A 15,570-nucleotide genomic window follows, 5' to 3' on the forward strand; every position below is an offset into this window, starting at 1 on the left:
TATTATAACCAAAAGGGGGTTTTATGCCAAAACAATGCCGACACTTGCTCCAAACTAGCGATTTGAGCATGGATGAAATCAAGCTTTTATTAAAAAAAGCGAGCGTTTATGCGAACGATTTTAACGCGGTTTCTTTAGAGGTAAAAGAAAAAATACATAATAAAATCATCGTGGCTTTATTTTTTGAAAATTCCACTAGAACGGTGTCTAGCTTTGAAATCGCAAGCTTGAGGTTGGGGGCAAAAATGGTGAAATTAAACATGCAAACAAGCTCCACTTCAAAGGGTGAAACTTTAATAGACACTTTTAAAAATATCCATGCTATGCAACCTGATGCTATTATTATGCGCCATGCCTTTTCAAGCGCACCTTTTAAATTGGTAGAATTTTCACAATGCCCCTTAATCAATGCAGGGAGTGGTACAAGCGCTCATCCTACCCAAGCGTTATTGGATTTACTCACTCTTTATCAACATTTTGGTAGTTTAGAAAATTTGAAAGGGAAAAAAATCGCTTTCATAGGCGATGTGAAAAATTCAAGAGTGGCTAATAGCAATATCAAATTGCTCCAAAGACTAGGGCTTGAGATAATGCTATGCGCTCCAAGCTCCATGCTCCCTAGCACTCCTTTAATAAAAACGACGCACCACATTGGAGAAGCGATAGAGTTTGCAGATATCTTAATGAGCTTGAGAACCCAAACCGAACGCCACAATACGCCTATTTTTGCGAGCTTGAAAGATTATGCTAACGCCTATTGTATCACTCAAAAACGCTTATATGATCACGCTAAAAATAAAGAAGTGGTTATCCTGCATCCAGGTCCGGTGCATAGGGATATTGATATAGAAAGCACTATGTTAGAAGATAGGCGATCTAAAGTCTTAGAGCAAGTCAAAAATGGCGTGGCAATGCGCATGGCGGTGTTGGAGTTTTTATTGGTAGATTAAGTAACAACAAACCTAAAAACTTCAATTTTGACTCTATTTTTACATAAGTGTGAATGCTAAATTTTTTATAGTTTTAGATTTAATTTTATAGTAAAACTCATTCTCTTAAGGGGATAGGTAGATATTTTGCGATAATGCCCCCCTTAACCCCTTAAGAAACCCCCTAACCCAAGAAGACCGCTTTAAGGAGTTATCGCTTGCTTTAGGCAAGCTCTTTAAGGTTATTTTATTTATTTAAAAAATGTTAAAAGCATTTTTTAAATAAAATACAAGAGAGCTTGTGTGTTAAGAAAATGAGTTTTGTTATAAAACGGCACAAAAATCCCACTTTGATTAAATTTTGATTTAATTTCTCTCACTTTTATGGTAAAACTAAAAGATTTTTGTTATCGTTCTAGAATAATTGAATTATTAAAAGTGAAAAATAACTTAAGCGTTCTTTGTCTTTTGGATCAGTTAAAAATCATATAGTCTTAAAAATATTGTTGAGTATTGAAAAGGAATGAAAGATGAAAAATAGCACGCCTTTAAAGAAGAGGGTTTTTTGTGGAGTGTTCGTTTTAAGCGCTTCTTTGCAAGCGTTTAGTTATAAAATTGATGTTCTAGCGGAGTCGTTTTCTAAAGTTGGTTTTAATAACAATAAGATTGATATTGTTAGGGGGATCTATCCTACAGAGACTTTTGTGACCGCTGTGGGGCAGGGCAATATCTATGCGGATTTTTTATCCAAAGGGCTTAAAAATCAAGGGCATACTTTAGAGGGGAAAGTCGGTGGCACGGTGGGTGGGGTCGCTTATGATAGCACGAAGTTCAATCAAGGCGGTTCAGTCATTTATAACTATATCGGTTATTGGGATGGTTATTTGGGGGGCAGAACAGCCTTAATTGATGGCACTAGTATTCATGAGTGCACACTCGGACCTGATGGCAAGATGATTGACTCCATAGCGTGTGGGAACGCTAAAGCCAATAAAATACGCCGTAATTACTTGATGAATAACGCTTTTTTGGAATACCGCTATAAAGATATTTTTGTGGCTAAAGGGGGGCGTTACCAATCTAGCGCTCCTTATATGAGTGCTTATACGCAAGGTTTTGAAATCAGCACTAAAGTTAAAGATAAAAATGAAGGCAACCATAAATTATGGTGGTTTAGCTCATGGGGTAGGGCGTTTGCTTATGGGCAATGGATTTATGATTTCTATTCTCCAAGAACCGTAACTAAAAATGGGCGCACTTTAAATTATGGTATCCATTTAGTGAATTACACTTACGAAAGCAAAGGGATCAGGGATCAGTGTTAGCCCTTTTTTCCAATTTTCCCCTGGGACTTATTATAGCCCTGGAGTGGTTGTAGGCTATGATAGTAACCCTAACTTCAATGGCGTGGGCTTTAGATCAGAAACCAAAGCTTATGTTTTACTCCCTGTCCATGACCCCCTTAAAAGGGATACTTATCGTTACGCTGTTAAAGCAGGCACCGCAGGGCAAACTTTGCTTATCAGGCAACGATTTGATTTCAATGAGTTTAATTTTGGGGGAGCGTTTTATAAAGTGTGGAAAAACGCAAACGCTTACATAGGCACGACAGGAAACCCTTTAGGCATTGATTTTTGGACCAATAGCGTTTATGATATAGGGCAATCCTTAAGCCATGTGGTAACTGCGGATGCAATCTCTGGCTGGATTTTTGGTGGGGGCGTGCATAAAAAATGGCTATATGGGACTTTATGGCGTTGGACTAGTAGCACCATCGCTAATGAAGCGAGTGCAGCTCTTAATGTGGGCTATAAGATCAGTAAGCATTTGACAGCGAGCGTGAAAGTAGAATATTTGGGCGTGATGACGCATGCAGGCTTTACAGTGGGGAGCTATTTGCCCACACCTGGCTCAAAAGCACTTTATTCTGACAGAAGCCATTTGATGACAACCCTTAGCGCTACTTTCTAATAAATAGCTTTAAGCTGTTTATTAAAGCGTTAAAAATCCCCTAATAAAAACACTATAATACAAGTTTAATCAAATTCAAAGGTTAAACATTTGAAACTCTTTTTCAGGCGTTATTCTAAATATCTTAAAGAACATTATAAAAGTTTTATAGTGGTTTTATTTTCTTCTTTAGTGGTCGCTTTAAGCACGGCCTGGGGGACTTATTTGGTCAAGCCTACTCTAGATGAAATTTTTATCAGTAAAGACACTCATATGCTAAAAATTTTACCTTTTTTAGTGATTTTAGCGTATTTGGGTAAGAGTGGGGGTATGTATCTTGGCACTTATTTCACCAACTTTATTGGGCTTGATATTATTAAAAAATTACGCAATGCTATGCTAGAAATTCTTCTCAAAATGGAAATGGATTTTTTCAACAGGACTAAAAAGGGCGAATTGATCGCAAGGATCACCAATGATATAGGTTTGATTAGAGCCAGTTTGTCCAATTACCTTTCAGAGGGCATAAGAGAAGGGCTAACGATTATTGGATTAGTGGGGGTGGTGATTTATCAAAGCCCTAAATTGGCGTTAGTGGGGCTAGTGATCATGCCGCTAGCGGCTATTCCTATTGGTAAAATCATTCGTAAGGTTAAAAAACTCGCCAAATCCCACCAAGAGAGTAACGCCAAAATCACCGCCCGTTTGGGTGAAGTTTTTAACAATGTGGAAGCGATTAAAATCTCTAATGGCGAAAAATTAGAGCATAAGGCTTTTGTGAAAGAAAATGAAGCGTTTTTTAAAATCGGTATCAAAAATATCGCTGTAGCTGAAATTTCTTCGCCTTTAATGGAGTTTTTAGGATCGATTGCGATAGCGTTAGTGATTTATTTAGGGGGGAATGAAGTGATAAAGGGGAATATTAGCGTGGGGGCGTTTTTTTCTTTCATCACAGCCCTTTTTATGCTCTATACACCGATTAAACGCCTAACTAGGATCGTTTCTAATTTTCAAGAAGCTTTAGTCGCTAGCGATAGGATCCATGAAATTTTAGAAAGAAAGCCGGCTATTATTGATGGGGCATTAACGCTTGATAACGCCATACACACCATAGAATTTAAAAAGGTATGGCTCGCTTATGTGCCAAATAGCCAAGAGCGTTATGTCTTAAGCGATATTAGTTTGAAATTCCAACAAAATGAAATCATCGCTTTAAAAGGCGAAAGCGGGAGCGGTAAAAGCTCATTGGTGAATCTAATCTTACGCCTTTATGAGCCAAGCAAGGGCGAGATTTTCATCAATGATCAAAAAATAGAGAATATCACTCAAAAATCCTTGAGAGAAAAGATTAGCGTTGTCACTCAAAGGGTGTTTATTTTTAATGGGAGCGTGGCTGAAAATGTAGCGTATGGTTTAGAAATTGATGAAATAAAGATCAAAGAATGTTTGAAAAAAGCTCAAGCCTTAGATTTTGTGGAAAAAATGCCCAATGGTATAGAGAGCGTTTTAGATGAATTTGGTGCTAATCTTAGTGGTGGGCAACGCCAAAGGATCGCTATTGCAAGAGCCTTGTATAAAGATGTGCAAGTTTTAATCTTTGATGAAGCCACTTCTGCTTTGGATAGCGTCACAGAAGAAAATATTAAACAAAGCATTTTAGAGTTGAAAGAAAACCGCTTGATCATTCTTATCTCGCACAACCCAAGCACGCTTAAATTAGCCACTAAACATGTGAAATTAGAGCATGGGCGTTTGATAGAATGCTAAGAATTTTAGGCGTTGTTTTTATCTTTCTAGGGTGTCAAATCTTTAATACTGCAACGCTCCATTTAAAATATAAAGATGCTCCTAAAAATAGTGTCTTAAAAACCGCATTCACTTTAAACCCCCCTAAAATCTTTTTTAACGCCCATTTTGTGCCTCCCTTTTATCAAAAAGAATTTAAAAAAGCAATCATTCAGCAAATTGCTTATTTTTTAAAAGATAAAAAGGGTTTCGCTCTCAATGTTTCAGGCAATATTTTCATTTCTTTTGAAGAGGGTTATAAGGATTTTAAAGCGACTAAAGAAAGGCTTAAAAAAACTATAGAGCCTAACGCTAACCCTAAAGATGTCATGCGTTTTTTAAACCTTCAAGCGAGCTTGATTTTAGAGTGTGTTTCACAAACCACTTGCCCATTTGACATCCTTTTAATCCCCACCACTCTCAGCGTGCCTATTTATTATGCTAATCGTTTAGGCGATAACCCCTCTCTTTTTTCCCAAGAAGACAAACCCTATCATAACGCCTTAATCAAAGCCCTTAATAAGGCTTACTACTCTCTTATGCAAAATTTAGAAGAGCGTTTGAACGCCACAGAAAATGCAACATGGCTTTAAAGCATGAAAAAGATTTTACTTTTCATTCTTGTCATTTTGTTTTCGGTAGGGATTTATTCAGCATGGCATGTTTTATTGGAAAAATCCCTAGAATTGAAACTAGTTACCTCATCTAATGATTTGCTTTTAAAATTGTTAGCGATTCTTGGCGTTTTTTCTATATTGGTGCTTTTTCAAGGCGTTATTTCTTCGTATAAAGAGTGCCAACTCAAACGCATTTTACAAAAAATAGACGCTATGAACGGCTTTGAATTTGAAGAATATTCTAAAATATTTTTCACTTCAAAGGGTTTTGAAGTTAGCATCACTCAAAAAAGCAGCGATTATGGAGCGGATTTGATTTTAGAAAAAGACGGTGTCAAATGGGTGGTTCAAGCCAAACGCTACTCACACAAAGTTTCGCCCAAAGCCATTCAAGAGGTGGTCTCTTCTAAAGCTTACTACGCTTGCGAAAAAGCTTGCGTGATCACCAATAGCTACTTCACGCAAGCGGCTCAAAAACTGGCTCAAGCTAATGAAGTGCTTTTAATTGATAGGGACGAATGGGTTAGGTTTTTGGATGGGAAAGATCACAAGGAAATGTAATCCACTTCTTTGGGTCTGTGATTGCTGCCAATGATTTGCTTGCAGGTCGCAACGCCCTCTGAAGTGCCAACCATTAATAGCTTGGATTCGCTTGCAATAATCGTTTCTCCATTGGGCATGGGGATATATTTGCCATCTTTTTGAGTGATCCCAATCACAAAGGCTTTAGCGATCTCTCTAAAATGGGCCTCTTTTAGTTTCCTTAACACAAGCCAACTGGTTTTAGGGACAATCACTTCTTCTAAATCTAATAGCGTGTCTTTTTTATTGATAAAACGCTCTAAGATGTTTTCCATATCTGGGCGCACCGCCATCGCACTCACCCGTTGTGCCATAAGCTTTGTAGGGGAAACCACCATATCAGCCCCTAATTTTTTTAATTTTTCCAAGCCTTCATCGCTATGAGCGCTCGCAATGATGTAGTAGGGTTTGCGTTTCAATTCCTTTTCAAACAAGCGCACGCTCACCATTAACGCTACATTCACCGACAAAATCTTAGACAACGCCACAACGCCCCTAGCGCTGCTCAAGTGGGTTTTGAGCATGGCTAAATTGGTGTGTGGATCGCCTATAATATAGTAGGGGTATTTGTGTTTGATAGCCTCTTCTTCAAAATTAGGGTCATTATCCACGACCACAAAAGGGATTTGAGCGGAGCGGAATTGCTTGCTCAATTCAATCGTGTATTCGTTATGGTAACAAATCACATAATGATCCTTAAGGCGCGCGATTTTATAAATCATGTCTCTCTCCTTAATCAATCTGGTGAGCGTGCCTTTATTGACAACGCTGACTAAAATAGCCACGCCAAATGCAATCGCTCCTCCCCCACAAAACATTAAAATGGAGCTTAAAAAAACGCTTACAGGTCCAAATTGACCCTCATTTAAAGAGCCAAAACCTGTCGAGCTCGTGGTGTAAGTCGCTTGGAAGAAAGCTTGCACAAGGGTGTAATCTTCTAGGGCAAAGTATCCTAAAGTGCCTAAAAGCACGAGTAATTGGATTAAAATAAGCGGGAGTCTAAAGACCTTAAATTGTTCATAGATTTCAGAATTTAAATTGACTTCTGGCTGATTTTCCTTATCTTTTTTGATTTTAAAAAATTTCAACTTTTTAAACAAAACCAATCCCTAGATCTAAATCAATTCAAAGCGTTTGAAAGCGTTTTATTTTTAAACTCCCTTAAAATATCATTCAAAACCAAGCCTAAATAAGCCGGATTGATATTTAAAAAGAAGTTCCAATTCAAGGGGTTTTAAAATTCGTTATAAAACCCTAAGCGGCTAAGCCCCTTTACGCATGGTCCTTAAAGTGGAAGCAGCCACCTTAATGCGTCTAGTCGTGCCGTCGTCTAATTGGATCTTAATAGAGCGTAAATTAGGGAGTAAGCGACGCTTGTTTTTATTGTTTGCATGACTTACATGATTGCCTATCATAGACCCTTTGAAAGTTAAAGTGCACCTTCTTGCCATTGTGTATCCTTAAATATTAAAATAAATTTAGCATTGTACTTAAAAAATCCTTAAAAAAGACTGATTTTAAAACAAATTTTTCAATCACTCATCCAAAGCTCGTTTTTTAGGGGTAGGGGTTTTGAAACCTTTCATCTTATCAATCGCCTCTTTGTATGCAGAAATATTTTTTTCTGTCAATTCTGTTATGGCTTTTTTCATGATTAAAGCGTAGATTTTGTTTAAAATCTGGTGTATCGCATCCTGCTTATTCTTTTCTAAACCGGCGAAAAGATTGTTTTTAAGATTAAACCCTAAAGAAAGATTATTATAGGCTTGCACGATTGCTTGAAAATCCCCCAACCCTACCTTAAAATCATAAATCACGCGATAACTCTCTGGCTCATAAAGACTAAATAACACAGAGCCTGAACTTTGATTGATGAGAGCGTTTGAATTAGGCTTGTTAGGGTCTTTTAAATGGATTTTTAGATCTTCTAAAACGCCTACCCACCCTTTCACATCTAAAAGTGCAAAAAGCTTCTTTTTATCTTGCGAAGTTAGAGCGTTTTCATCTTTAAAAGAAAGCGTTTGATAGCCTCTTTTTTCAAAAATACTTTGGATTTGATCAAGTAGGGCGTTTTGGAACAAGGCGCTATAAGATTTTAGATTGGCGCTCATTTGAATATTGGGTGCTAAAATACCAATCAAACGATGATTTGGTGCGGCTTTTGCAACATGCACAGGGTAGTTAAAATTGATTGGCGTTACCTTTTGAGTGGTTTGAATGGTTTTAGTAACTTGAATTGGTTTTTCTTGCTCGTTTTGCGGCGTTGTTTCAATGACTGGTTTTTTTGCACAACTCATTAATGCGATTGAAAGCCCTAAAATAATTAGCGTTTTAAAACAGAGTTTTTGAGAAAAAAATAAACGCTCCATAACACTCTCCCAAAGATTAAAATATTTCGTTGATTATACTTTAACGCATGCGGATTTGAGGGCATCAATTTGCGCTACAATTTTCTTTTTTGTCTAATTTCAAGTGCAGCGATTTTATCACAAGGGATTTCATGCTCTATTCTCTATTATATGGCTATTTTAATATCAATCTTTTCCAGTATTTGACTTTTAGAGCAGGGTTAGGGTTTTTCATAGCCTTTTTTCTCACGCTTTTTTTAATGCCTAAATTCATTCTATGGGCAAAGGCTAAAAAGGCTAACCAACCCATTTCTAGCTTCGTGCCAAGCCACCAAAACAAAAAAGATACCCCTACGATGGGCGGCATTGTTTTTGTCTTTGCAACCATTATTGCGAGCTTGTTGTGCGCGTCTTTGGGTAATCCTTATGTGTTGTTAGGGATAATCGTGTTAGTGGGCTTTAGTTTTGTGGGTTTTAGAGACGATTACACTAAAATCAACCAACAAAGTAATGCTGGAATGAGCGCAAAAATGAAATTTGGCATGCTTTTTGTCCTTTCGCTTGTGGTTTCTGTTTTATTGAGCGTTAAGGGGTTGGATACTTTTTTGTATGCACCTTTTTTAAAAAACCCCTTGTTTGAAATGCCCACGGCTTTAGCGGTTGGTTTTTGGGTGTTGGTTTTTTTATCTGCGAGTAATGCGGTGAATTTAACCGACGGACTAGACGGATTAGCGAGCGTGCCTAGCATTTTCACTCTCTTAAGCCTTTCTATTTTTGTGTATGTGGCAGGGAATGCGGAATTTTCTAAATACTTGCTTTATCCTAAAGTCATAGATGTAGGGGAATTGTTTGTTATTTCGCTAGCGTTAATCGGATCGCTTTTTGGCTTTTTGTGGTATAACTGCAACCCAGCAAGCGTGTTTATGGGCGATAGTGGGAGTTTGGCTTTAGGGGGGTTTATCGCTTATAACGCTATTGTTTCGCATAATGAAATCTTATTGGTTTTAATGGGGTCTATTTTTGTAATAGAAACTTTATCGGTGATCTTGCAAGTAGGGAGCTATAAAACCCGTAAAAAACGCCTTTTTTTAATGGCACCCATCCATCATCATTTTGAGCAAAAGGGTTGGGCAGAAAATAAAGTGATTGTGCGTTTTTGGATCATTTCTATGCTGAGTAATTTAGTCGCTCTTTTAAGCTTGAAGGTGCGTTAAATGAAAATCTCTTTGTTTGGGCATGGAAAAACCACTCTAGCACTAGCGCGTTTTTTAAAAAAAAACCATAACGAAGTGGGATTTTTTGATGATAAATTCACTTCATCTTTTAAAGATGGAGAGGGTTTTCTTTGTTATCCTAGTAAGGATTTTAACCCCAATGATTCCCAACTAGAAATAGTCAGCCCTGGCATTAGTTTTATGCACCCTTTAGTGATAAAAGCCAAGCATTTAGTGAGCGAATACGATTATATTGATAGCCTGTTTGATTCTTCTTTCACGCCCACGATGATAAGCATTAGCGGCACCAATGGTAAAACCACCACGACAGAAATGCTCACCACGCTTTTAGAAGATTTTAAGGCTGTGAGTGGGGGAAACATCGGCACGCCCTTGATTGAATTGTTTGAAAAACAATCGCCCTTGTGGGTGTTAGAAACAAGCTCTTTTTCTTTGCACTACACTAACAAGGCTTACCCTTTAATTTATTTGCTCATCAATGTGGAGTTGGATCATTTAACCTGGCATTGCAATTTTGAAAATTATTTGAACGCTAAACTCAAGGTTTTAACATTGATGCCTAAAACTTCCCTAGCTATCCTCCCTTTAAAATTCAAAGAACATTCAAGCGTTCAAAATTCGCAAGTGCAAAAAATCTTTTTTGATAAGGGTGAAGAGATTTTAGAAAATTTAGCAATCCCTTCTAACGCCCTTTCTTTTAAGGGAGCGTTTTTATTAGACGCCGCATTAGCCATTTTAACTTATGAGCGATTTTTAAAAATAAACCATCTAAAATGGCAAGATTATAAAGAAAACGCCCTTAAAAGATTGAACGCTTTCAAAATTGGTTCGCATAAAATGGAGGAATTTAGGGATAAAAAGGGGCGTTTGTGGGTAGATGACAGCAAGGCCACTAATATTGATGCTACCCTACAAGCCCTAAAAACTTTTAAAAAACAAAAAATCCATTTGATTTTAGGGGGCGATATTAAAGGGGTCAATTTAACCCCCCTTTTTGAAGAGTTGAAACATTATGAAATAAGCCTTTATGCGATAGGCTCAAGCACTTTTATTATCCAAGCGTTAGCGCAAGAATTTAATCTTGTTTGTAAGGTTTGCTTGGAGTTAGAAAAGGCGGTTGGAGAAATTAAAAGCGTTTTGCAACAAAATGAAGTTGCTTTGCTTTCACCTAGCGCGGCTAGCTTGGATCAATTTTCTTCGTATAAAGAAAGGGGTGAAAAATTTAAGGCGTTTGTTTTAAGAGATTAAAGCTTGTTCTAATAAAACATTATAAGTTCTAAAAATGCTCAAAAGCATTTTTTAAAATAAAATAATGAAGAGCTTGATTTTAATCAAGCGATAACCTCTTTTAAAAGGGGTTTTGGGGGTTTAGTTGGGGGTTAAGGGGGAGAGTTATTTCAAAACATCCCCCTATCCCCTTAAGAGAATGAGTTTTAAAAGCTTTAAAATCCTTTTTTTTAAAATAATTAAAAAGATTTAAATTTTTATAAAAACAGCCAAGATTAAAGTGCATGAACCACAACCTTTAATTGTGAAATTTTTTGAAAGATCTCGTTGCGTTCTAACTCGTTTGCCACTTCAATGGATGCATTAAAGCTATAAAATCTAGCATTTTTAGAAGTGTTTTTCAATTCTAATTTAAAGGGGCGTTGGTAGGCTTCTAAAAGCTCTTTCAATAAGCTTGAATCTTTGGTGGTCATAATCACCCTATAATCCCAAATGCAAGGGTAAATGATGGTGGGTTTTTCTAAATTAGATGGCACTAAGCAACTCCCTAAACAATTCAGGAATGGCAATGGGGCTGTATTTATGGCGATCCACAAAGCCAAATTTGATTTCTGAAGCAAAGACTTTAAAAGGTGCAATAGCTTCTAAAGAAGCGTTTTGGACGCAATAAATTTCTTGAAAAAGCACGATAGAAACTTTTTTAAATTCCTTAATTTTCGTTCTTATTTCTAAAACTTGCCCAAGGCTTGCAGGGGTGAAAAAATCCGCTTTGATAGAGCGGATGACAAACACGCCCTCTTCACTCTCTGGCAAAACATGTTTTTTAAAAAAAAACTCGCTTCTAGCTCTCTCGCAATATTTCAAATAATTCGCATGATAGACCACGCCTTCAGAATCAGTGTCCTCATAATACACCCTACAACGCATTATTTCCCTTTGAATAACGAAACTTCCTCAAGCATTATACAATATGTTACTTAATTATAGTACAATCCAAGGATAGTTTTTGTGATTTTTAGATTGTTGTTGGAAATAAGGTTTTTCTATCCAAAACTCATAATAGCTATAACCAAACTATTAAGGGTATAGCCCCTTAATTTCATCATCTACAAGGAGATTGTATAGTTTAAAAATGGGTAATCATTTTTCTAAATTAGGGTTTGTTTTAGCCGCTTTAGGGAGTGCGATTGGTTTAGGGCATATTTGGCGCTTCCCTTACATGACAGGAGTGAGCGGTGGGGGTGCTTTCGTGCTGTTGTTTTTATTCTTATCCTTAAGCGTTGGTGTAACGATGTTTATCGCTGAAATGTTACTTGGGCAAAGCACGCAAAAAAATGTTGCAGAAGCTTTTGAAGAGCTTGATAATAACCCTAAAAAACGCTGGAAATACGCAGGGTTTATGCTTATTTCTGGACCCTTAATTTTGACTTTTTACAGCACGATTTTAGGCTGGGTGCTTTATTATTTAGTGAGCGTTAGTTTTTATTTGCCTAATAGCATCCAAGAATCAGAACAAATCTTTAATGATACCTTGCAATCCATTGGGTTGCAATCCGTTGGGCTTTTTAGCGTTTTATTTTTGACAGGTTGGATCGTTTCTAGAGGGATTAAAGAAGGCATTGAAAAACTCAATTTGGTTTTAATGCCCTTGCTCTTTGTGACTTTTTTTGGCTTGCTTTTCTATGCGATGAGTTTGAAGTCCTTTTCTCAAGCCTTTCATTTCATGTTTGATTTCAAACCACAGGATTTGACCTCTCAAGTATTCACCGCTTCTTTGGGGCAAGTTTTCTTTTCTTTAAGCATAGGTTTAGGGATCAATATCACTTATGCTGCGGTTGCAGACAAAACACAGAATTTGCTCAAAAGCACTATTTGGGTGGTTTTATCTGGGATTTTGATTTCTCTTGTGGCGGGGCTTATGATTTTTACTTTTGTGTTTGAACATGGGGCGAATGTCTCACAAGGCACAGGGTTAATCTTTACTTCCTTACCGGTGGTTTTTGGCAAAATGGGACCGATGGGCACTCTTGTTTCAGTCCTTTTGTTGCTCGCGCTCGCTTTTGCAGGTATCACTTCCACGGTGGCTTTATTAGAACCAAGCGTGATGTATTTTATGGAAAGGTATCAATGGTCTCGCTTTAAGGTGACTTGGGGGCTTGTAGGGTTGATTTTTGTCGTGGGCGTGGTGTTGATTTTTTCCCTCCACAAGGATTATAAAGACTCGTTGAGTTTCTTTGGGAAAGGTCTTTTTGACTGGTTGGATTTTGCCTCAAGCACGATTATTATGCCTTTAGGTGGGATGGCAACCTTTATTTTTATGGGTTGGATTGTGAAAAAAGAAAAATTGCGTTTTTTGAGTGTGCATTTTTTAAGCCCTGCGTTGTTTGAGATTTGGTATTTCTTGCTCAAATATATCACCCCCTTGATCGTGTTCTCTATCTGGGTGGGTAAGATTTATTAGAATATTGGCATGGGAAATTTTTCTAAATTAGGTTTTATTTTAGCTACTTTGGGCAGCTCTATTGGTTTAGGGCATATTTGGCGCTTTCCTTACATGGTGGGGAATAATGGGGGGAGTGCGTTTGTGCTTTTGTATTTGGCACTGTCTTTAAGCTTGGGCGTTGCTATGCTTTTAGTGGAGATGTTAATTGGGAGTTTAGGGAAAAAAGATGCGGTCTCTAATTTTGAAATATTGGATCCTAAAAGGGGAAAATATTACCCAATCACTTTTATTTTTCTTTTAGGCGGTCCGCTCATTTTATCCTTTTATGCGGTGGTGTTGGGCTGGGTGCTTTACTATCTTTTTGTGGTCACTTTTGATTTGCCTAAAAATTTAGAGCAAGCCAAAATACAGTTCAATTTGCTTCAAAATGGTAGCTTGATTTGGCCGGTTATTGGCTTTAGTGCATGCTTGTTGCCAACGATCTGGTTTGTTTCTAAAGGGATTAAAGAGGGGATTGAAAAGTTGAGCGTGGTGCTCATGCCCTTATTGTTTGTGATTTTTATAGGGCTTTTAATCTATGCGATGACTTTAGAAAGCCTGCCTAAAGCCTTGCATTATTTATTTAGTTTTGAGATTCAAAAGATTGATTTTAAGGTATTTATGGACGCTTTGGGGCAAATGTTTTTTTCTTTGAGTTTGGGGGTAGGCACGATCATTACTTATTCGGCCTTTACGCCTAAAAAAGAGAATTTATTCAAAAGTTCTTTATATATCGTCTTACCTGGTATTTTAATCTCTTTGATTGCTGGGGTGATGATCTTTACCTTTGTGTTTGAATACCATGCAGATGTGTCTCAAGGACCGGGACTTGTTTTTATCTCCTTGCCTTTAGTGTTCGCTGAAATGGGCATGAGCGGACAGATTGTCTCGCTCTTTTTCTTTATAGCACTTGTTTTTGCTGGGATCACTTCTACGGTTTCTCTGGTAGAGCCTTTGGCACTTTATCTTACTAATCGTTTTAATTTTTCGCACTTAAAAGCGTCGTTATGGATAGGGATTGTTGTGTATGTTTTAGGTATTTTAGTGATTCTTTCTATGAGTGAACGATACGCTAAGTTTTTGAGCTTTGCCCATAGGAGCGTGTTTGAATGGCTGGATTTTACCACTTCTTCATTGTTAATGCCGTTAGGAGGCTTGTTTTCAGTCTTGTTTGTGGGATGGCTTTTGAAAAAAGAGAGTGCTTTTTTAGCCACGAAGCATTTTTTTAATGAAAACGCGTTCAAAATATGGCTTTTTAGCGTGCGTTTTATCGTACCTGTAGTGATTTTAGCGATTTTTATTTTGCAATTTAAATAAAAGGTGGGGGATTGATGAGAAGCAAATTTCTGTCCTTTGTTCTTATGGTTTGTCAATTAGAGGGTAAAAATTCTTTACAAGATAGCCTTAAATTGGATTATGACTATTATTTGCGTAAGCAGGATTTGCACACCATTACCACCAAAAATAATTTATCCAATTCTTGGTATGTCGCTCCTAAAAAAGCCTCAAAAGATCATTCTTGGGTAGATTTAGCTAAAAAATATTTAGATGTAGTGGATTATCAAGGCACTTATTTCATGCCTTTTTATCATAGTTTTACCCCTGTTTATCAATGGTATCGCCCCAATATCAATCCGTATCAACGCAATGAGTTTAAATTTCAGATTAGTTTTAAAATGCCTGTGTTTAAGCGCTTTCTTTGGACTAAAGGCACGCTTTATTTGGCCTATACCCAAACCAACTGGTTTCAAATTTATAACGACCCTCAATCCGCTCCCATGCGAATGGTCAATTACATGCCTGAACTCATTTATGTTTATCCTATTAATTTTGAACCTTTTGGGGGTAAAATAGGGAATTTTTCTGAAATTTGGGCAGGTTGGCAGCACATTTCTAATGGCGTGGGGGGTGCGGAATGTTATCAGCCTTTCAATAAAGAGGGTAATCCTGAAAACCAATTTCCAGGCCAACCTGTGGTGGTTAAAGATTATAATGGGCAAAAAAATGTGCGTTGGGGGGGTTGTCGTTCTGTGAGTGCAGGGCAGCGCCCTGTGTTTCGTTTGGTGTGGGAAAAAGGGGGCTTGAAAATCATGGTCGCTTATTGGCCTTATGTCCCTTATGATCAATCCAACCCTAATTTGATTGATTATATGGGTTATGGTAACGCTAAAATAGATTATAGGAGGGGGCGCCACCATTTTGAATTGCAACTTTATGATATTTTCACGCAATATTGGCGTTATAATCGTTGGCATGGGGCTATCCGCTTGGGCTATACCTACCGCATTAACCCTTTTGTGGGGTTTTATGCACAGTGGTTTAATGGCTATGGCGATGGCTTATATGAATACGATGTTTTTTCCAATCGCATAGGGGTAGGAATTCGCTTAAACCCTTAAAAAGCGTCCTTTTATG

Annotated in this window: 14 protein-coding genes and 1 pseudogene; 10 read left to right on the forward strand and 5 right to left on the reverse strand. The window is 37.5% G+C overall.

Features of this window, described 5'->3' with window-relative positions:
* The first annotated feature begins 23 nt into the window (after positions 1-23).
* From pyrB to DYI00_RS02405, 5 genes and pseudogenes are all read left to right on the forward strand, one after another.
* The gene (pyrB, locus tag DYI00_RS02385) at positions 24-950 is read left to right on the forward strand and encodes an aspartate carbamoyltransferase (protein ID WP_011577700.1); all 927 of its coding nucleotides are present in this window, start codon (positions 24-26) and stop codon (positions 948-950) included.
* 509 nt (positions 951-1,459) lie between these two features.
* Positions 1,460-2,900 (forward strand): annotated as a pseudogene (locus DYI00_RS02390) (outer membrane family protein).
* Positions 2,901-2,990: 90 nt separating this feature from the next.
* Positions 2,991-4,646: an ABC transporter ATP-binding protein gene (locus DYI00_RS02395; protein WP_011577703.1), complete on the forward strand. Its 1,656-nt coding sequence runs from the start codon at positions 2,991-2,993 to the stop codon at positions 4,644-4,646.
* Positions 4,640-5,257 (forward strand): hypothetical protein, encoded by a 618-nt coding sequence (locus DYI00_RS02400; RefSeq protein WP_011577704.1) that lies wholly within the window; start codon positions 4,640-4,642, stop codon positions 5,255-5,257. Before DYI00_RS02395 ends, DYI00_RS02400 begins: the two co-directional genes overlap by 7 nt.
* A gap of 3 nt (positions 5,258-5,260) precedes the next feature.
* Positions 5,261-5,842 (forward strand): restriction endonuclease, encoded by a 582-nt coding sequence (locus tag DYI00_RS02405; protein ID WP_011577705.1) that lies wholly within the window; start codon positions 5,261-5,263, stop codon positions 5,840-5,842.
* Here DYI00_RS02405 and DYI00_RS02410 read toward each other — a convergent pair.
* The 3 genes from DYI00_RS02410 to DYI00_RS02420 form a co-directional block, all read right to left on the reverse strand.
* Positions 5,827-6,963, reverse strand: coding sequence for a potassium channel family protein (locus tag DYI00_RS02410; RefSeq protein WP_011577706.1), 1,137 nt, complete (start codon positions 6,961-6,963; stop codon positions 5,827-5,829). The two genes, DYI00_RS02405 and DYI00_RS02410, sit on opposite strands and share 16 nt — an antisense overlap.
* A 162-nt stretch (positions 6,964-7,125) precedes the next feature.
* Positions 7,126-7,314: a 50S ribosomal protein L28 gene (rpmB, locus tag DYI00_RS02415; protein WP_011577707.1), complete on the reverse strand. Its 189-nt coding sequence runs from the start codon at positions 7,312-7,314 to the stop codon at positions 7,126-7,128.
* Positions 7,315-7,398: 84 nt separating this feature from the next.
* On the reverse strand, positions 7,399-8,232 hold the full coding sequence (locus tag DYI00_RS02420; RefSeq protein WP_011577708.1) for an HpaA family protein: 834 nt from the start codon (positions 8,230-8,232) through the stop codon (positions 7,399-7,401).
* A 131-nt stretch (positions 8,233-8,363) separates the two neighbouring features.
* On the opposite strand from DYI00_RS02420, the gene mraY reads away from it, so the two are divergent.
* Both mraY and murD read left to right on the forward strand, forming a co-directional pair.
* Positions 8,364-9,425, forward strand: a complete 1,062-nt coding sequence (gene mraY, locus DYI00_RS02425) for a phospho-N-acetylmuramoyl-pentapeptide-transferase (RefSeq protein WP_011577709.1) — start codon at positions 8,364-8,366, stop codon at positions 9,423-9,425.
* Positions 9,426-10,694, forward strand: a complete 1,269-nt coding sequence (murD, locus tag DYI00_RS02430; RefSeq protein WP_011577710.1) for a UDP-N-acetylmuramoyl-L-alanine--D-glutamate ligase — start codon at positions 9,426-9,428, stop codon at positions 10,692-10,694.
* A 254-nt stretch (positions 10,695-10,948) separates the two neighbouring features.
* Here the strand turns inward: murD and DYI00_RS02435 are convergent, their stop codons facing one another.
* Positions 10,949-11,209, reverse strand: coding sequence for an HP0495 family protein (locus DYI00_RS02435; RefSeq protein WP_011577712.1), 261 nt, complete (start codon positions 11,207-11,209; stop codon positions 10,949-10,951).
* Entirely contained in the window at positions 11,199-11,600 is a 402-nt protein-coding gene (gene ybgC / locus DYI00_RS02440; protein ID WP_011577713.1) for an acyl-CoA thioesterase YbgC, read from the reverse strand. The genes DYI00_RS02435 and ybgC overlap by 11 nt, the downstream gene beginning before the upstream one ends.
* Before the next feature lie 205 nt (positions 11,601-11,805).
* Between ybgC and DYI00_RS02445 the strand changes: the two genes are divergently transcribed.
* Genes DYI00_RS02445 through DYI00_RS02455 form a run of 3 tightly spaced genes read left to right on the forward strand, consistent with a single transcriptional unit; the run spans position 11,806 to position 15,554 of the window.
* The gene (locus DYI00_RS02445) at positions 11,806-13,134 is read left to right on the forward strand and encodes a sodium-dependent transporter (RefSeq protein WP_011577714.1); all 1,329 of its coding nucleotides are present in this window, start codon (positions 11,806-11,808) and stop codon (positions 13,132-13,134) included.
* A gap of 9 nt (positions 13,135-13,143) precedes the next feature.
* Entirely contained in the window at positions 13,144-14,472 is a 1,329-nt protein-coding gene (locus DYI00_RS02450; protein WP_104709275.1) for a sodium-dependent transporter, read from the forward strand.
* Positions 14,473-14,486: 14 nt separating this feature from the next.
* Entirely contained in the window at positions 14,487-15,554 is a 1,068-nt protein-coding gene (locus tag DYI00_RS02455; RefSeq protein WP_011577717.1) for a phospholipase A, read from the forward strand.
* Positions 15,555-15,570: the final 16 nt, after the last annotated feature.

It is taken from the genome of Helicobacter acinonychis, from assembly GCF_900461455.1.
In the GTDB taxonomy this organism is placed as follows: domain Bacteria; phylum Campylobacterota; class Campylobacteria; order Campylobacterales; family Helicobacteraceae; genus Helicobacter; species Helicobacter acinonychis.